The sequence below is a fragment of the Flavobacterium zepuense genome (assembly GCF_007097145.1).
Taxonomy (GTDB): domain Bacteria; phylum Bacteroidota; class Bacteroidia; order Flavobacteriales; family Flavobacteriaceae; genus Flavobacterium; species Flavobacterium zepuense.
Map to the genome: position 1 here is coordinate 121262 of NZ_VJVZ01000012.1, position 18459 is coordinate 139720.

The 18459-nt window shown below is 43.3% G+C and carries 14 protein-coding genes; 6 read left to right on the forward strand and 8 right to left on the reverse strand.

The features are described from left to right. The first annotated feature begins 6 nt into the window (after positions 1-6). Positions 7-2820, forward strand: a complete 2814-nt coding sequence (locus tag FMM05_RS17090; RefSeq protein ID WP_143374636.1) for a GH92 family glycosyl hydrolase — start codon at positions 7-9, stop codon at positions 2818-2820. A gap of 162 nt (positions 2821-2982) precedes the next feature. Here the strand turns inward: FMM05_RS17090 and pgi are convergent, their stop codons facing one another. From pgi to FMM05_RS17120, 6 genes are all read right to left on the reverse strand, one after another. Next, complete coding sequence (gene pgi, locus FMM05_RS17095; protein WP_143374637.1) at positions 2983-4623, reverse strand: glucose-6-phosphate isomerase; 1641 nt, start codon at positions 4621-4623, stop codon at positions 2983-2985. A gap of 15 nt (positions 4624-4638) precedes the next feature. Continuing rightward, positions 4639-5880: a peptidoglycan DD-metalloendopeptidase family protein gene (locus FMM05_RS17100; RefSeq protein WP_235894424.1), complete on the reverse strand. Its 1242-nt coding sequence runs from the start codon at positions 5878-5880 to the stop codon at positions 4639-4641. A 20-nt stretch (positions 5881-5900) separates the two neighbouring features. Continuing rightward, positions 5901-6833, reverse strand: coding sequence for a tryptophan 2,3-dioxygenase family protein (locus FMM05_RS17105; protein WP_143374639.1), 933 nt, complete (start codon positions 6831-6833; stop codon positions 5901-5903). A 5-nt stretch (positions 6834-6838) separates the two neighbouring features. Further along, positions 6839-7606 (reverse strand): DUF3108 domain-containing protein, encoded by a 768-nt coding sequence (locus FMM05_RS17110; RefSeq protein ID WP_143374640.1) that lies wholly within the window; start codon positions 7604-7606, stop codon positions 6839-6841. Between the two features lie 299 nt (positions 7607-7905). After that, a complete protein-coding gene (gene hppD, locus FMM05_RS17115; protein ID WP_143374641.1) occupies positions 7906-9066 on the reverse strand; it encodes a 4-hydroxyphenylpyruvate dioxygenase in 1161 nt (386 codons plus the stop codon). Between the two features lie 421 nt (positions 9067-9487). Next, positions 9488-10645 carry a homogentisate 1,2-dioxygenase gene (locus tag FMM05_RS17120; protein WP_143374642.1) on the reverse strand — a complete coding sequence of 386 codons (1158 nt, stop codon included), beginning with the start codon at positions 10643-10645 and terminating at the stop codon, positions 9488-9490. 294 nt (positions 10646-10939) lie between these two features. Here FMM05_RS17120 and FMM05_RS17125 point away from each other — a divergent pair, with 294 nt between their 5' ends. After that, on the forward strand, positions 10940-11704 hold the full coding sequence (locus FMM05_RS17125) for an amidohydrolase (protein ID WP_143374643.1): 765 nt from the start codon (positions 10940-10942) through the stop codon (positions 11702-11704). On the opposite strand, the gene FMM05_RS17130 is transcribed toward FMM05_RS17125, so the two are convergent. Then, positions 11693-13327: an Ig-like domain-containing protein gene (locus FMM05_RS17130; protein WP_143374644.1), complete on the reverse strand. Its 1635-nt coding sequence runs from the start codon at positions 13325-13327 to the stop codon at positions 11693-11695. The genes FMM05_RS17125 and FMM05_RS17130 overlap by 12 nt on opposite strands. A 72-nt stretch (positions 13328-13399) precedes the next feature. Then, positions 13400-14083, reverse strand: coding sequence for a ComF family protein (locus FMM05_RS17135; RefSeq protein ID WP_143374645.1), 684 nt, complete (start codon positions 14081-14083; stop codon positions 13400-13402). A 271-nt stretch (positions 14084-14354) separates the two neighbouring features. Here FMM05_RS17135 and FMM05_RS17140 point away from each other — a divergent pair, with 271 nt between their 5' ends. The 4 genes from FMM05_RS17140 (at position 14355) to FMM05_RS17155 (ending at position 18452) form a co-directional block, all read left to right on the forward strand. Beyond that, entirely contained in the window at positions 14355-14777 is a 423-nt protein-coding gene (locus tag FMM05_RS17140; RefSeq protein ID WP_143374646.1) for a VOC family protein, read from the forward strand. Between the two features lie 176 nt (positions 14778-14953). Continuing rightward, positions 14954-16495, forward strand: coding sequence for a glycine--tRNA ligase (locus FMM05_RS17145; RefSeq protein WP_143374647.1), 1542 nt, complete (start codon positions 14954-14956; stop codon positions 16493-16495). A 107-nt stretch (positions 16496-16602) separates the two neighbouring features. Then, complete coding sequence (locus FMM05_RS17150) at positions 16603-17076, forward strand: hypothetical protein (protein WP_143374648.1); 474 nt, start codon at positions 16603-16605, stop codon at positions 17074-17076. 902 nt (positions 17077-17978) lie between these two features. Next, entirely contained in the window at positions 17979-18452 is a 474-nt protein-coding gene (locus FMM05_RS17155; protein WP_143374649.1) for a methylated-DNA--[protein]-cysteine S-methyltransferase, read from the forward strand. Positions 18453-18459: the final 7 nt, after the last annotated feature.

Genomic DNA, 18459 nt, shown 5'->3' on the forward strand with positions numbered 1-18459 from the left:
TTAAAAATGAAAAAATCATTGCTAATAGCGTTTTCGCTGCTTTCTGCCTGTGCATTTTCGCAAAAGGCAAATCGTGCACAACAGGTAAACCCATTTATTGGTACCGGTGGGCACGGACACACATTTCCGGGCGCTACAGTACCCTTTGGCATGGTTCAGCTAAGCCCAGATACCCGTATAGACGGCAGTTGGGACGGGTGCAGTGGCTACCATTACAGCGACAGCGTTATTTATGGCTTTTCGCACACGCACCTTAACGGTACAGGCGTATCAGATTATGGCGATATTATGCTGATGCCTACAATGGGTGAGCCAAGTCTTAATAATCAGGAGTATTCATCGCCCTTTAAGCACAGTAACGAAAAAGCGTCGGCAGGGTATTACTCGGTACTGTTAGATGATGATGCCATTGCTGTAGATCTTACCGCATCGCCACGCGTGGGGCTGCATCAATACACTTTCTCTAAAAAAGGACAGGCCAATATAATACTCGACCTTAACCACCGCGACCAGCTTATAATGGGCGAGGTTAGAATTATTAATGACAAGGTTGTTGAGGTTATGAGGCGGTCATCTGCCTGGGCAACCGACCAATATGTGTATGCGCGTATTGAGTTTAGTGCCCCAATGAAGATCACTAAAATAAATAATAATGCCTTTGCTCCTGCTAAAGTTACCGATACCTTTTTTGCGGGCTCTATACTGGCACTAAGTTTTAGTAAAGACGTTGAAAAGGGAGAAAAGCTGTTGGTTAAGGTAGCCCTTAGCCCTACGGGAACTGCGGGCGCTGCTAAAAACATGGCCTCCGAAATGCCCAAGTGGAATTTTAAAAAGGCAGTAGCTTCTGCGGAAGCGCTATGGAATAAAGAACTTAGGAAAATAGAAATTACTGAAGCCGACCCAAACAAGAATACCATTTTTTACACCGCTCTGTACCACACCATGATGCAGCCCAACATTGCTATGGATGTAGATGGGCAATACCGCGGTAGGGATAACCAAATCCATAATGCAGAGGGTTTTGATTACTATTCGGTTTTCTCACTTTGGGATACTTTTAGGGCCGCGAACCCGCTTTACACGTTGATCGAAAAAAAGCGCACGGCCGACTTTATAAACACTTTTATTACTCAGTACGAACAGGGAGGCCGCCTGCCCGTGTGGGAACTGGCCAGCAACGAGACCGATTGTATGATTGGGTATCATTCGGTAAGTGTTATGGCCGATGCCATGGCTAAGGGCATTAAAGGCTTTGATTATAATAAGGCTTTTGAAGCCGCAAAGCACAGCGCCATGTTAGACCATTTAGGGTTGGATGCCTACAAACGCAATGGCTTTATAAGTATTGATGACGAACACGAAAGCGTGTCTAAAACCCTTGAATATGCTTATGACGACTGGTGCATTGCCCAAATGGCGAACATTTTACATAAGGATGCCGACTACCAGTATTTTATGAAGCGCAGCCAAAACTGGAAGAACCTGTTTGACCCGCAAACCAAACACATGCGCCCTAAAAAGAATGGCGGTTGGGATACCCCTTTTGATGCCCGCGAAGTTAATAACAATTATACCGAGGGCAACAGCTGGCAGTACAGCTTTTTTGTACTTCAGGATATACATGGTATGATTGAAGCGTATGGTGGCAAGGACAAGTTTGAGGCTAAGCTCGATGAAATGTTCAGCCTGCCAAGCGCCACCACAGGCCGTGAGCAGGCAGATATTACGGGGCTTATAGGCCAGTACGCACACGGTAACGAGCCAAGCCACCACATGGCTTATCTTTACAACTGGGTAGATAAGCCGGAAAAAGCTAATGAGAAAGTCCACTATATATTAGATAACTTTTATAAGAACTCGCCTGATGGGCTTATAGGTAATGAAGACTGCGGACAAATGAGCGCATGGTATGTTTTAAGCAGTATGGGTATTTATCAGGTAACACCCGGCGAAGCAGGATGGGATACCGTAATTCCGCATTTTAATACAATTAAACTTCATTTAGAAAACGGCACAAATCCTGTTATTACACGTAACACCCCACAACGCTGGCTGTTAGATGTAACTTCGGAAGAATATGATGAACCTCTTGTAGACGATATAGTGCCGGTACCGGTAATTGAGGCACCTTCACAGTCTTTTAAAGATTCTTTGCCTATAAGCTTTAAAGGGTTTAGCCCTACCGATAAAGTATACTTTACTATTACACAGGCAAGGAGCTCGCAATGGGACGGGTACAAGCCTTACAACAATCCGGTGGTTACTACATTAAGTAGACCGGTAGTGTCGTTTTATGCAGAACGTGATGGTGTAGCGAGTGACACCATAACAGCATTTTTCTACAAAAAGCCTAACAACTACACTATCAGCATCAAATCTAAATACAACCCACAATACCATGCGGGTGGCCCCGATGGTTTGCTGGATGGTATTATGGGTACTGAGAATTGGCGTAAAGGCGATTGGCAGGGTTACCAAGGGCAGGATTTTGAAGCGGTTATCGATTTGCAGAAGCAAATGAAGGTTAATAGTATTGCCGCCAACTTTTTACAGGACAGCCGCGCGTGGATCGTTTTTCCAACAAAAGTTGAATTCTACACCAGTGCAGATAATGTAAATTTTACGCTTGCTAAAACCATAAACAATACAGTTGCCGCACAAGATTATAAAGCCCAGGTTCAGAAGTTAAACGCATCTTTGCCGGGAACAACTGCACGTTATATTAAAATAAAGGCTTATAATTTTGGTAAACTCCCGGCATGGCATCAGGGTGCCGGTGGCGATGCCTTTATTTTTATTGATGAGGTTGAGGTGAAATAGTCTGGATATACAATACTAGTGACGCAAAGCATTGCGTCTCTACGTTAAACGAAAACCCCAAAACACAATGTATTTTGGGGTTTTGTAAAATCTGTGAAAATCCCCGCCTGTACCATTCGGGCAGGCGCGATTGCGCAGCATCCGCGTCATCCGCGTTCCATCTTATTTACCTAAAAACGCCTTTAATAAAAACGTAGTAGAGCTGTCATGCTGTTTAACATCACCGCTGTTAATTTCGCCAAGGATAGAGTTAGCCAATTGCTTGCCCAGCTCTACGCCCCACTGGTCGTAGCTAAAAATGTTCCAGATAACACCCTGAACAAATATTTTGTGTTCGTAAAGTGCTACAAGTGATCCTAAAGTTTCTGGTGTAAGCTTTTTGATAAGCAATGTATTGGTAGGCTTGTTACCTGTAAATATTTTGAATGGTGTAAGGTAATCGGCTTTTTCTCCGGTAACACCGGCTTTATCAAACTCAGCGCGAACTACCGCTTCGGCCTTACCGTTAAGCAGGGCTTCGGTTTGGGCGAAGAAGTTAGACATTAATTTATCATGGTGGTCTTTATTACCATAAAGCGGCTCAATGAAACCAATAAAGTCGGTTGGGATCAATTTAGTACCCTGGTGAATTAACTGGAAGAAAGCATGCTGGCTGTTAGTGCCCGGCTCTCCCCAAATAATGGTACCCGTTTGGTAGTTAACCGGTTTGCCATCGCGGCCCACGCTCTTACCGTTACTCTCCATAATACCCTGTTGCAGGTATGGGGCAAGTTTTTGAAGGTACTGCGTGTACGGGATAAGCGCTTCGCTTTCGGCACCAAAAAAGTTGTTGTACCAAACGCTAAGCAGTGCCAATACCACCGGGATGTTCTCCTCAAAAGCAGCGGTACGGAAATGCTCATCCATATCGTGCGCACCATTAAGCAACCCGTCAAAATTATCAAAGCCTACCGCAAGAGCAATAGACAAACCTACGGCGCTCCATAACGAGAAACGGCCGCCAACCCAGTCCCACATCGGGAAAACGTTGTTAGGGTCTATACCAAACTCGGTAACTTTTTGTATGTTGGTAGATACTGCCACAAAATGCTTGGCAACATCGGCCTGGGATGCGGTTTTAAGGAACCAGTCCCTGGCAGTTTCAGCATTGGTAAGGGTTTCCTGTGTTGTAAAGGTTTTAGATGCAATTACAAACAGGGTAGTTTCAGGGTTTAGGCCTTTAAGGCTTTCCATTACGTGGTCGCCATCTACGTTAGATATAAAACGCACGTTAAGCGGTGTCTTGTAATATTTAAGGGCCTCTACCACCATGTTAGGGCCAAGGTCAGACCCGCCGATACCCACGTTAACCACATCGGTAAACGGTTTGCCGGTATAACCCGTCTGGCTACCGCTGATGATAGCCTCTGTAAAGGCTTTTATCTTGTTTTTAACGGCATATACCTCCGGCAATACATTCTCGCCATCCACAAGCACGTTAGCGCTTTCAGGGGCACGTAACGCAGTGTGAAGCACCGCACGGCCTTCGGTACGGTTTATGGCATCGCCACCAAAATAGCTTTCTATCGCACCACTAAGGTCTACCTGCTTAGCAAGATCCTGTAGTAGCTCTAAAGTTTTTGGGTTGATGATGTTTTTAGAATAATCTACTAAAAAGTCGTTCCATTTAATGTGGAATTTTTCTGCTCTTTGTGTATCGGCAGCAAACATATCCTGCATAGAGGCATTTTGCATTTCGGCAAAATGATCTTTAAGCGATTGCCAGGCAGCGGTACTTGTTGGGTTAATGTTTTGTAGTGCCATTGTGCTTGTGTGTTTTTATTGAGTGTTGAATTTTTTATCTGCTATACTGTCCAGCTCTTTTTTAAGGGGCGTGCTGTAGGCCAAAAAGCGGGGCTTGTCTTTAGCGTTCATAGGTTCAGAGCTTGGCAGGCGTTGCTTAAGGGCATCTACCTGTACGCCATTCTTCCAGAAGCGGTAACAAACGTGAGGGCCCGTTGCAAGTCCGGTACTGCCCACGCGGCCTATGGTTTCGCCCTGCGATACATGCTGTCCTTTGCGCACCAGTATTTTGCTCATGTGCAGGTACTGGGTGGTATACTGGCCATTGTGCTTAACCTTTACATAATTACCGTTACCCGATGTATAGCCCGCCTGTATAACCACGCCATTGGCAGTACTCATAATGGGCGTGCCGGTTGGGGCTGCATAATCGGTGCCGTTGTGGGCTTTCCAGCGCATTTGCACGGGGTGGAAACGCTTTGGCGAAAACCTTGAGGTTATATGGCTGAATTTTAGCGGTGCTTTTAAGAACATACTCTTAAGTACCTTGCCTTCTTCGTCATAATAATCTGCCTTGCGCGAATTTTCGTCTTTTTTAAAGGGGAAAGCGTATATTTTTTTGCCTTTGTATTCAAAGAACGAAGCCTCTATACTTTCTACACCCGCATAAATGGTATCGCTTATGTAGCGCTCGTTTACAATAACGGCAAATTTATCGTTTTTCTGAATTTTAAAGAAGTCGATACTCCAGGCATAAATATCGGCCAGTTCCTGCACCATGGCGGGACTTGCGCCTGCTTTGCCCAGGGTTTCGGCCAGCGAGCCTTCTATTGCAGCCGCTATAACGCGCCTTTTAATGGTAATGGGCTTAATGGTCTTTTTTACGTGGGCTATGGTATCGCTCAGGTCAATCGTATAGTAGCTAAGATTGTCTGGCTCATAAATAAAGGCCTTAAGGGCATTAGGAGCTTTTTTGTCTTTTAGCATTGTAAAAGGCCTGCCCACGCGAATATCCCTCAAATCAAAGGTATCCTTAATTTGCTCTGTAATTTTATGAATTTGCCCTGCATCATAGCCTTCTTCGCCTAAAAGGGCTCCAAAAGTGTCGCCTTTTTGTATGGTATCATTAACCACCTTAAAATCGTTTAGCGTGTAGCCGAACTTTTTTACAATGGCTTCCTTTTTTACTGCGGCGGGCTTTGCTTGTGGGGTTTCTTTATCTTTATTACAGGCGGTTAGGGTTAAAAGTATAAATAATATGAATGCAGAATATTTCAAGTTTGTGTGTTTATTGTGTGTTATACATTTTCGCCCCAGGTGCGCAATTCTTCCTCGCTCCATAATTCAGGGAAGAATATCCTTCTTTGGTACTTGGGGTGCATGTACTTTTTCCAGTCGCTGCCGCCGGTAGCTTCCTGCGGGCCGCTGCTGCTCTCTATATATTTGCGCGCTGCGTTAAGGTGGCCCATAACCCAGGTTACATTTACGGTATAATCATAATGGCGCATGGCCTCAACCAGTTTTGCATCGCTTTGTGTATCAGCCGGCAACTCCTTAAACTTTCTCCAGATGTTTATGGTGTTATACTCCTCCATATGCCTTAAGAATTCGCCTTTGTATTTGCGTTCAAACTCCTTTAGCAGGTAGCTTTTTTCGCCGGTGCGGTAGTCTTTGCCCGCAGCCTGCCAGTACAAATGCTCCAGGGCATGCTCGTAAGGCGTATCACGGTCTATAGTGGCACGAAAACGGTAATCTATAAGGTTAATAAGATCGGTGCTTGCAAACTCTATAAGGCGGTATTGCGCACTCTGGAAACCGCTTGCAGGGGTAAGGGTGTTCCTAAACTTCATGTACTGGTCTATGCTCATGCCATCGCCCATAATATCGAACGATGTGGTAAGCATATCAAAGTAGCGGCTAATGCGCCTTAGCTTCTCGGTAAAAAAGTCGGTAGCGGGGGCATCGGTATGGCACAGCTGCTCTATCTCCCAAAGTATCATTTTAAATAACAGCTCGTTAACCTGATGGTACATAATAAACACCATCTCATCGGGTAATGTTGTACGCTGTATTTGCAGGTTAAGCAGTGCATCGGTATTTATGTAGTCCCAGTAAGTAATGGGCTTGGCCCAAAGCAGCCCTTCCAGGTGCGTTTCGGTCTTTTGGTTTATGGCACGAAATTTATCATCGAGCGCATCAAGTTTTTCAATTATCGGGGACGTAATCTCCATCTTATCTATTTAGATTTTACCGTAAACGTATGGGCAAGCCCGCTGTAACCTTCCAGGTCGGCCTTAAGAGAACCCACGGCCAGACTGGCTTTTATACGTAACGGTATTTTATTTGCATCGTCTGAAATCCAGACAGTTAAACTCTCTTCTTCCTTAAATACACGGCCCGCCTGTACATAGGGCCTGAATATCATTGTAGAAACCGTGCCAAATTTAGTTTTTATATCTTCCCTGCCAATGAATTTGAGCTTAAATTTTGTTACCTCTTCATCAAAAAACATATCAACGGTTATGGCCTCGCCCACTTTTAATTTATCTACCGAAGGGTGGTTTCTTAAGTAGTAAAAGGTAGACATAATGTCCTGCACATTCTCTGTAACCGATATGGTTTTCTGGCTTTTGTGCTTATAGTCCTTAACCAGCACGGTATTGTTGGCCTGGTTAAAGAACCCTTCCTGGTTTTTTGTATACCCGCCTTCGTCTATCTTTCTAACATACTGGTAGGGCTTGCCAGTATTTTTATCAAAATAGGTTTCGTAAACGTCGTTAACCTTAAAAAAGAATTTTGTCATGCCCGTGGTAACGCCATTGCCAACCACATGAAAAACCTTTTTATTATCGCGTGTAGCCTCTTTAACTTCAAGTGTGGCATTACCGGCATTTACTACGCCATAATGTATCCTGAATTTAAGGGTTTCGCCTACTTTAAATGCATCCTGCGAGAAAACATCGCCGGCCGTAAAAAACATAATAAGTGCTATTAATTTTTTCATAGTAACTTTTTCTTCTTGGGTGTTTACAGCCTAAAATACAATTTCTGTTCCAAATTTACTAAAACAAAAAAACCCAGTCAAAAAATGACCGGGTTTTTATGCTATTAACCAACCAAAAACTATAAATTATGAAAAATTTACCTGCAAAAAGGTTTATTTACCTACCTCCCTTTTTGCGAGTGCAAATGTACTCACATTATTGACAAATTATTTGCTAAAATTCAACTTTAACACATAATCATCAAAAAAGTTAACGCTGAATGGTCTTGTATTATATTATCTTTAAAAAATGATTAGTTTTATAATGTACCTCTTAATTCCTGTTCGCGTTCTATGCTCTGAAACAAGGCTTTAAAGTTACCGGCACCAAAGCCACGGGCACCCATTCTCTGGATTATTTCGTAAAACAGGGTTGGGCGGTCTTCAACCGGCTTGGTAAATATTTGTAGCAGGTATCCTTCTTCATCGGCATCTACCATGATACCCAGTTTTTGAATCTCTAATATATCTTCTTTAAAAGCATCGCGGTGCGCACCCAGCCTTGACGGTACATCATCATAATAGGCCTGTGGCGGCGCCGAAAGGAATTCTACACCACGTGATTTAAGGTCGGACACGGTTTTGATGATATCATCGGTAGCAATGGCAATGTGCTGTACGCCCGGGCCGCCGTAAAAATCAAGGTATTCCTCTATCTGTGATTTTTTAACACCTTCTGCCGGCTCGTTAATAGGGAACTTGATCCTGCCGTTACCGTTGCTCATTACTTTACTCATAAGCGCAGAGTATTCGGTATTAATTTGCTTGTCGTCAAACGAAAGGAAGTTAACAAAGCCCATGACCTCTTCATACCATTTAACCCAGATGTTCATCTCGTTCCAACCCACGTTGCCCACCATGTGGTCTACATATTTAAGGCCTGCCGGTGCAGGGTTGTAATCGCTTTTCCACTCCTTATAGCCGGGAAGGAATGCACCGTTGTAGTTTTTGCGCTCTACAAACATGTGTACGGTTTCGCCGTAGGTATAAATGCCGGCACGTACCACTTCGCCAAACTCATCAGTCTCTACCGTAGGCTCCATAAACGGCTTAGCGCCACGGGCTGTGGTTTCTTCAAACGATTTGCGCGCATCATCTACCCAAAGAGCTACGATTTTAACGGCATCGCCATGTTTTACAAGGTGGTCGTTTAAAGGCGAATCGGCTTTAAGCGGGGTAGTAAACACAAAACGTATCTTGTCCTGCTTTACTACATAGCTGGCGCGGTCCTTAAGGCCGGTTTCTAAACCTGCATAAGCTACGGACTGAAATCCGAACGCTGTTTTATAGTAATGGGCGGCCTGCTTGGCGTTACCCACGATAAATTCTACATAATCGGTCCCTAATAACGGAAGGAAATCCTGTGCGCCTTCAAATATTTTTTCAAGGCCGTATTCTACGCTTTTAATTTCGTTACTCATAATCTTATGCTTTTTAATCACGTGTGCGTGATCAGTTAGTTTTTGTTTATACTCTGTTCTTTTGTCTTGAAACAAAAGAACCAAAAATTCAAGGCTTGCACCCTTTTACGCTACAAAGTATTGCGTTCGGCTAAATCATTTGAACTCGCTGCGCTCAAACAGCAAATGATTTTAACGCCTTACTTCATACTTTGCTTAACGCTTAAAGGCTGATGCCTTAGCTTCACTCATAACCGACATACTTTATGGATTGAGTGAAGTTGCTCCCCTCTCCAAAGGAGAGGGGTTGGGGGTGAGGCCTCTTGAGCAATCTTATTTCTTTTGTTTCAAGATAAAAGAAAATCAAATAAACCACCCCACCCTACGGGCACCCCTCCAAAGGAGGGGAATCGACGATTGCTTTTATATCCAGGTCATCTAGCTACTCTACCCAGCTTTTGTAATACTGGCCGTCGTCTAATCCCATAGCTTCGGCAGTTACCATTAGCGGGCGGAACGTATCTACCATTACCGCAAGCTCCTCGGTTACTGTTTTGCCAATGCTGCGCTCCATAGCACCGGGCGCAGGGCCGTGTGGTATGCCTTTAGGGTGCAGCGTTATATGGCCCTGCTCTATATTGTTACGGCTCATAAAATCGCCATCAACATAGTACAGTACCTCATCGCTATCTATATTGCTGTGGTTGTAAGGTGCCGGGATGCTTTTAGGGTGGTAATCGTACAGCCTTGGGCAAAACGAGCACACTACAAAACCGGTGGTTTCAAACGTTTGGTGTACCGGTGGCGGCTGGTGCACGCGCCCGGTAATAGGCTCAAAGTTATGAATGCTAAAGGCGTACGGAAAGTTATACCCATCATACCCTACAACATCAAATGGGTGCGTGGCATACACCACCTCGTGCATCATGCCTTCTTTTTTTATCTTGATAAGAAAATCGCCCTTTTCGTCGTGCGTTTCCAACTCTACAGGCAGTTTAAAGTCGCGTTCGCAAAACGGCGAATGCTCCAGGTGCTGCCCGCTTTGGTTTTTGTAGCGTTTAGGCGTATAGATAGGCGCCGTGCTCTCTACGTAAAACAGGCGGTTATCTGTCGTATCGAAATCGATCTGGTAGATCATGCCGCGCGGAATAATAAGGTAATCGCCGTACTCAAACGGAATGTTACCCATAAACGTGCGCAGCGTACCCGTACCTTTATGGATGAAGATCATCTCATCGCTATCGGCATTCTTATAAAAATAACTGCGGAGTGACTGCTGCGGTGCGGCAAGGCCGATAATACAGTCGCGGTTAACCAGCATGGCTTTACGGCTGTCTAAAAAATCGGCTTCGGGCTTTAGCTCAAAACCTTTAAGTAGCAAAGATTTTATATTTTTATCGATGGCTATCTTGGGCTCAACCGAATAGGATTTGATGATTTCCTTAACCTGCGTAGGCCTGTGCACATGGTACAGCAGGGCCGAGTGGCCGTGGAACCCCTCGGTACCAAAAAGCTGCTCGTAGTAGAGTCCGCCGTTGGGCTTCTCAAACTGAGTGTGGCGCTTTTGCGGAATATTCCCTAATTTATGGTATATAGGCATGTTTTAATGTATTAGTTATGAAATAGTAACGGCACAAAAATCCCTGCTCATTCCGGATTTCGTTTAATGAGGAATTTTAGGTAAGACAACAAACCCTGCCATTGTGTATTCATAACAACAAATATCGTAAAAATTTAATTTTTGGCGATTTTTTTTGAGGAAAATTGAAAATTTAACTTGATAACCAAAACTGCATAACCTATTATTGGGTTCGTAAACTTTACTTTGGCAGCAAGGATAAAAAATTATGGTACTCATTTTTAAAAATCTTATTTTTATAAAAAATATCGCACAATGAAAATCTCTCTGATACAAACCTCCCTTGCCTGGGAAGACGCTGCTGCCAACAGGGCAAACTTTGCTACTCTGGCTAATGCAATTAAGGAAACCGACCTTATTGTGCTACCCGAAATGTTTGCCACCGGCTTTAGCATGAACCCTGAAAAGGTAGCTGAAAAAATGGATGGGCTTAGCGTACAATGGATGCAGGACCTCGCTACACAAAAAAACTGCGCCGTTGCGGGAAGCCTTGTAATTGAAGAAGATGGTAGTTATTACAACCGCATGTTCTTTGTTTTTCCTGATAAGCAGTATAAAACCTATGATAAGCGCCACCTTTTTACCCTTGCAGGAGAAGATAAAGTGTATACCCGTGGCAATCAGAAATTAATAGTTGATTACAAGGGCTGGAAAATTTGCCCGTTTGTTTGTTACGACCTTCGTTTCCCGGTTTTTTCACGAAATACGGAGGGGTATGACCTGCTAATTTATTCGGCGAACTGGCCGGAAGTTCGCACCCTGGCATGGGATACCTTACTAAGGGCGCGTGCTATAGAAAATCAGGCCTACACTGTAGGACTTAACCGCATTGGACAGGATGGCAATGGGCATAACTACATAGGGCATTCTCAGGTAGTAGATGCACTTGGAACTTATATATTAGAACCGCAGGAAGATGAAGTTATAGTTACTGTTGAGATAAACAAAGCCTCCCAGGACGAAATTAGGAGTAAGCTTGCCTTTTTAAACGATAAGGATATTTTTGCATTAATTCCCTAACGGAACGATCTCTTCCCAATCCCAGTTTTCGCGGATATCAATAGATTTATCCAGTTGTTTGGGGTGGTAAAGTATCTCTTCAGGCTGAATTTTTTGCATATAGTCGCCCGTGTCCCACTCCTTGTTCTTATTATCATCATAGATGATTCGCAATATGTACTTATTAGGCTCTATAGCATCAAAATTTATTTGGGTTTCCCCTTCAGAGTATGCTGTTGCATACGTTTTGCCTTTAACATCGGCCAACTCTACAATTAAAGGGAAACGTTTGGCATTTTGCAGTGTGAGCCGCAGGTTGCCATAATCAGCGTAGGTTCGGGTATTTAGCTTGTATACAAGGGTGTCATTTTCAGTATCATAAAAATCTACTAAGGCACCGGGCATTAATGTCATGGTATATTTTTGGTTTTCCTCCTTCTCAAAATCAAAAACGAGCTGTTGCTTAAACGCATCATACTTTTGCGTAAACGGCAGTGCCACAGAGTCTTTGTTAATTAGGGTGATCTTTGTAGAATCTATACTAATCAACGGAGTACTGGTTTTAAGCGTAAAGCGTTCCCTAAAATGCAGCCCTCCTTTTTGAACGGCATCAACAGTAAGGGAATCGGATGCTTTAAGTTCTTTAAGCTTCACCATAAACTTCCTTATAGTGTCGGTTTGATTAACCGTAACCTGCAATGAATCAGCCTTTACCTCCCTCGGTAGCCATATTTGTACCGAATCTTTATCGGCTACGTTTGTTATAACCGACCGTATGTCTTCGCCCGTATTGCCATTTTTAACACTGGCAGTTACCGCTTTATCATAAGTACCTTCGTACCCCAGGTAAAGCCTGTTAGATGTTGCCAATGTAGGCTTAACTGCCTTAAAAGCACCCTTTTGCTTAAACAAGTCCAGTTGATATACTGTATCGGTAGGCACCGTAATTGGTTCTTTTAAAAAGGCTATCTTATCGCTCTTAGGGTTAAATATGTAATTGTTAGAAACATCTTTCAACGCAAAAAGGTAATATTTACCCTCTTTAAGGTTTTGCAGGGAGTAGTTAACCATACTATCCAGTGTATTGGTAACATAGCGGGGCCTTTCTTTATAAACAGTGCTGTCATTAAAGGTTTCGTTAGCCTCATACAGCATTACGGTAACAAAATTATCGGTTTCCCGTGTGTAAGCATCTTTAATACCGCCGTTTAGCGTAAGCGAGTCGATATAAGCCCCGGTTGAAAACACAAACCGGTACTGCGAGTAGGGGTTGCCCTCGTTATTATCGGTAATACTTTGCCCAAAGTTAAAGCTGTAGGTAGTATTGGGTTGCAGCGTATCTTTAATTTTGATGTTGATAAACCTGCTCGCACTACCCGACGGCACCACTTCGGGCTGGTTTTTCATGGGAGGCGAAATGATAAGCTGCTTGTTAATATCCTTGATCTTAATATACTCATCAAAATCGATATGAATTTCCTTGCCACTGAAGTTAGTGCTCATATTATCAGGCGAACTCCTTAGTATACTGGGTGGTATGGTATCTTTTAATCCTCCGGTAATGGTGCCTCTTTTTGCGCAGCTTGTGTAAAGCAGCGAGGTTACAATGATACAAAGCAATACGAAAAATCTACTTTTCAGCATATTGAAATCTTTAACAGCACAAAATAACGATTATATTTAGTGTTTTCGAAATGTTTTTCAAAATTAAACGGCTTAGCTGTGCGCATAAGCCATCGTAACAATGCTAACCCGTGCATTAGGTATGGTTAACAGCAGTTTACCGCAGGCTTCCAGCGTGGCACCGGTAGTTATAACGTCATCTACCAGTAAAAAGTGCGCGCCATGATGGGCATCCGTATACTTTACATCGAAAGCCGAATTAATAATCCCGGCCCGTAACTCCCTGTTTTTCTTGGTTTGCGTTTTGTTATACGTGGTACGCAGCAATATCGTATCGTTATAACTGATATCCAATCCGTTAGCCAGCGCCTGCCCAAATGTAGCCACCTGGTTGTAACCTCGCTCGCGGAACTTTTTAGGGTGAAGCGGCACTGGTATTATATGCGTAACATCATGTAAATCAGCAACTTGTTTTAGGTTTTGGGCATACCATGTGCCTAACAGTTTCCCTACCTGCTGCTGTCGGCGGTACTTTAGGTTATGAATGAGGTCCTGCACAATACCTTCCTTATTAAAGTACAGCAATGCACTGCTATGTTCCAGTTTTAAGCGCCCGTAAAATTTTTTAGACACCTCATTATCAGCATTTAAATGGTGTTGGGTAAACGGCATATCATGGCGGCAGGCCGTGCAGATAACAGCAGCACTATCGGGTAGCGGATTTTCGCAGCCGGGGCACAGGGACGGAAAAATTAAATCAACAAGGCTTTTAAGCATATAAATAAGGTTATCCAAATATACATCTTCAACTTAAAATCACAACACAGTAAATTCTTACATTCATCTATCAAAAAGTGCTTAATATTTCACTTTCGGACATTGAGATTAGCGCCTTTTTGTTATTTAAAGATTGAAGGATTTAAAATTGAAAATTTTGGCAAAGCCAGTTCACAATTTTTAAGCTTCGATTTTAATTTTTTACCGGATGAGATGCTTGTGATTATTTCGTGTAATTTTTATAAATTTATAAAACGCAAAACAAACAATCATGGCACAATTAAATCCCTACATCCACTTTAACGGCAATGCCGAAGAAGCTTTTACATTTTACAAATCGGTATTTGGCGGTGAGTTCGCATCGCTTGTCCGATTCAAAGATTTTTCAACACCCGAATTTACCGCACCCGAAAGCGAGGCCAATAAAATTATGCATGTATCTCTACCAATTGGCAGCGGTGTACTTATGGGCAGCGATGTGCCGGAATTTATGGGCCGCGTAAATGAGAATGAAAACCGGAGCAAGATTTCGATCAGTACCGAGAGCAAGGAGGAAGCCGACAAACTATACAATGGCCTTTCGGCGGGTGGAAACGTAGAAATGCCTATTGCCGACAGCCCCTGGGGTTCTTATTTTGCAATGTTCAGGGATAAATTTGGTATTGAATGGATGGTGGAGTTTGACCCGAGATAATAATACTGTAAGAATAGAAACTTCCAACATCGTTACACTGCACAGGCAATACGCTTTAATCCCTACAATTAAATAGGTAGTAACTCCCAGCCTATCCTGAATTCTGCATATTGTAAATTTTCAAATAAACAAATCCTCAAATTCCCAAATAAACAATCTTTTCCTATTTTTGCAGCATGGCAAAACAAGAAGATCAATTTAAGAATGTTATTTCGCACGCAAAGGAGTATGGTTACATTTTTCAGAGCAGCGAAATTTACGATGGGTTAAGTGCAGTATACGACTACGGACAAAACGGCGCCGAGTTAAAAAAGAACATCCGCGAGTACTGGTGGAAAAGCATGGTGCAAATGCACGAAAACATTGTGGGCATAGATGCCGCAATTTTTATGCACCCTACCACCTGGAAAGCCAGTGGCCACGTAGATGCTTTTAACGACCCGTTAATAGATAATAAAGACAGCAAAAAACGCTTTAGGGCCGATGTGCTTATAGAGGATTATGCCGAAAAGCTAAACCAGAAAGCCCAAAAAGAGATAGAAAAAGCACGTGCCCGTTTTGGCGATGCCTTTAACGAGCAGGAGTTTATAACCACTAACGCGCGTACTAAAGAGTATCTTGAAAAGAAAGATGCCATTTTACAGCGTATGGCACGCTCTCTGGAAAGTGAGAACCTGGCCGATGTTAAAGCCCTTATTGAGGAGCTGGAGATAGCCGACCCGGATACGGGCTCTAAAAACTGGACCGAAGTGCGCCAGTTTAACCTTATGTTTGGCACAAAATTAGGTGCTGAGGCTGCCAATGCAATGGATTTATACCTGCGCCCGGAAACAGCTCAGGGTATCTTTGTAAACTTTTTAAACGTGCAAAAAACCGGCCGTATGAAGATACCATTTGGTATTGCGCAAACCGGTAAGGCGTTCCGTAATGAGATCGTTGCCCGCCAGTTTATCTTCCGTATGAGGGAGTTTGAACAAATGGAGATGCAATTTTTTGTAAAGCCGGGCGAAGAGATGAAATACTATGAGTACTGGAAGGAAACCCGACTTAAATGGCACCTGTCGTTAGGTTTGGGCAGGGAAAATTACCGCTTTCACGATCACGAAAAGCTGGCGCATTATGCTAATGCCGCTGCCGATATAGAGTTTAACTTCCCGTTTGGCTTTAAAGAATTAGAGGGTATCCACTCCCGTACTGATTTCGACCTTAAAGCGCACGAGCAACATTCAGGTAAAAAACTACAGTATTTTGATACCGAGGAAAATGCCAACTACACCCCGTATGTTGTAGAAACATCAGTAGGGTTAGACAGGATGTTCCTTTCGGTTTTCGCAACTTCATTAAAAGAAGAAACGTTAGAGGACGGTTCTACCCGTACCGTACTTAGCCTGCCAAGTGTGCTTGCCCCTACCAAGGCTGCCGTACTGCCGCTGGTTAAAAAAGACGGGCTGCCGGATGTTGCCCGCCAGATTATAGACGACCTTAAATGGGACTTTAACGTGGCGTATGACGAAAAGGATGCCGTAGGCCGCCGTTACCGCCGTCAGGATGCACTGGGTACGCCGTTCTGCATCACGGTAGACCACCAAACGCTGGAAGACCAAACGGTAACCATTCGCCACCGCGATACCATGAAACAGGACCGCGTTGCCATAGTCGACCTAAGAGGCATCATCAACGAAGAGGTTTCGGTTAGAAACTGGTTAATGAAGATGTAATATATATGAAACGCCCCTGTTGGGGCGTTTTTGTTTCTGCTTCGAAACAATAATTTAGTATCGTTAGTTTAACTATTGGCTATTATCATCCTAACATCGCTGCTCACATGAAAAATATATTTGTATTCCTGATTTTGAGTTTGTTAGGCTTAAAGTGTAATGCACAAGTTGTATTAAACACTGATGGGCTGAACAACATTAACAACGTGTATTTATATTCTTTAGAAAAATACTGTGAAACATTAGACTCTCTGGAAACTAAAATTGTTTATGTAAGAGATGAGGATTTTATAGGGAAGAGTTGGCCAACCATGATAAATGGTTATGAAATCAAATATCTTAAAAGTAAAAAAGATTATAAACAAGCCTATAAAAAGAATAAGAAGCATTTCACTATTGTTGGAATTAGTACACTTAACCTTCGTAAAGCGAAGTTTTATATTGACATTATTCCATTTTCAACCACTTATAGTAAAGGGATGTATAATCTGGGTAATGGTGGAGGCTTAACTATTTACTTTGACTATGATGATAAAAAAGGAGGGCTTATATATAAAGAAAAAAAAACATCGGGTATTTAGATTTAGCAACAAAGAGGTTTTGTTCGGGAACTGGTAATGAAGATGTAATAATATATAAGCCTCAATTGGGGGTGTTTTCGTTACCATTGGTTTTATTGAGAACGGATTTTAGGATCTCATTTTTCGCACACTGTCTTTGCGAACGGAGCTTGCGGAGTGTGGCACCCGAGGGCAACGCCCGAACTGACAAAGTAATCTTACGCACTATAAATAATAAGACTGCCGCGGTCGTGCCTCCCTCGCAGTGACAGTACGTTAAAGAGTATATCCATGTTGCTGGTAGAGACGCAATGCTTTGCGTCTCCCGTAAAGAACCATCGCTGGACGTGAGCATCTTGCTCGTGCCGATAAAGTAACTATACAGGCATTATTAGTCTAATACGGCAAAACATCAAATAGAGTTTCTCACGCACTATTAATGGTGAGACTGCCGCGGTCGTGCCTTCCTCGCAGTGACAGTACGCTAAAAAAGTATATCCATGTTACTGTAGAGGCGCAATGCTTTGCGTCTCCCGTAAAAACACCCGCTTGCCTAAGTATCTTGCTCGTGCCGACAAAGAAAAGCATCTCTATATTGCATTGTCATCCTGACGAAGGAAGGATACCAAATTTTTAAAACTTTATACTCATTGAGTCGAGTGAGATTGCTTCCGTGCCTCTTCGCAAAGACGGTGCGTGAAGAAAAGCCTCCTGTACACATACAGTAACCGTAACCGTCTTTGCGAACGCAGAGCAACGTAGCGCAGCAACCGAGGCCAATGCCCGAACTGACGTAATAATCTCATCTTTATAATTCAATACCTACCCCTGATTATACCCAGGGGTAATTTTTTGTACATTTGTGATAGGAAAATTTGTAAAAATCCGCGACTGCAAAGCATCCGTAAAATCTGCGTTCCATTATGAAACAAGCCTTCATCAAAACCCCGTTAGGACTTACCGCCATTACCGGCGATGAGCTGGGCGTGGCTAAAATTTCGGTGTTGGATGAAGGGGGCACGCCATCAGAAACGATACCTGAGGTGCTCTTGGAGGCTGTGACCCAATTGCAGGAATATTTTGAAGGCAACCGCAATGATTTCAGCTTTAAGATGAATCCTAAAGGGACCGACTTTCAAAAAAAGGTTTGGGATGCTTTAGTAAAGATTCCGTTTGGAAAAACAACCTCGTACCAGGAACTCTCCATACAATTGGGCGATGTTAAGGCCATACGTGCGGTTGCATCTGCTAATGGTAAAAACCCGCTGTGGATCGTGGTGCCCTGCCACCGTGTTATTGGCAGCGACGGATCGTTAACCGGTTATGCCGGCGGATTGTGGCGCAAAAAATGGCTGCTGGAACATGAAACCCCACCCATACAGCAAAGCCTGTTTTAAGCAGTAA

What these genes read in the sequence shown, in the direction of transcription:
- FMM05_RS17130 (WP_143374644.1), bottom strand. Translation starts at nt 13,327, where the DNA reads ATGCTGAAAAGTAGATTTTTCGTATTGCTTTGTATCATTGTAACCTCG.
- FMM05_RS17145 (WP_143374647.1), top strand. Translation starts at nt 14,954, where the DNA reads ATGGCAAAACAAGAAGATCAATTTAAGAATGTTATTTCGCACGCAAAG.
- FMM05_RS17125 (WP_143374643.1), top strand. Translation starts at nt 10,940, where the DNA reads ATGAAAATCTCTCTGATACAAACCTCCCTTGCCTGGGAAGACGCTGCT.
- FMM05_RS17090 (WP_143374636.1), top strand. Translation starts at nt 7, where the DNA reads ATGAAAAAATCATTGCTAATAGCGTTTTCGCTGCTTTCTGCCTGTGCA.
- hppD (WP_143374641.1), bottom strand. Translation starts at nt 9,066, where the DNA reads ATGAGTAACGAAATTAAAAGCGTAGAATACGGCCTTGAAAAAATATTT.
- FMM05_RS17120 (WP_143374642.1), bottom strand. Translation starts at nt 10,645, where the DNA reads ATGCCTATATACCATAAATTAGGGAATATTCCGCAAAAGCGCCACACT.
- FMM05_RS17150 (WP_143374648.1), top strand. Translation starts at nt 16,603, where the DNA reads ATGAAAAATATATTTGTATTCCTGATTTTGAGTTTGTTAGGCTTAAAG.
- FMM05_RS17105 (WP_143374639.1), bottom strand. Translation starts at nt 6,833, where the DNA reads ATGGAGATTACGTCCCCGATAATTGAAAAACTTGATGCGCTCGATGAT.
- FMM05_RS17140 (WP_143374646.1), top strand. Translation starts at nt 14,355, where the DNA reads ATGGCACAATTAAATCCCTACATCCACTTTAACGGCAATGCCGAAGAA.
- FMM05_RS17135 (WP_143374645.1), bottom strand. Translation starts at nt 14,083, where the DNA reads ATGCTTAAAAGCCTTGTTGATTTAATTTTTCCGTCCCTGTGCCCCGGC.
- FMM05_RS17155 (WP_143374649.1), top strand. Translation starts at nt 17,979, where the DNA reads ATGAAACAAGCCTTCATCAAAACCCCGTTAGGACTTACCGCCATTACC.
- pgi (WP_143374637.1), bottom strand. Translation starts at nt 4,623, where the DNA reads ATGGCACTACAAAACATTAACCCAACAAGTACCGCTGCCTGGCAATCG.
- FMM05_RS17110 (WP_143374640.1), bottom strand. Translation starts at nt 7,606, where the DNA reads ATGAAAAAATTAATAGCACTTATTATGTTTTTTACGGCCGGCGATGTT.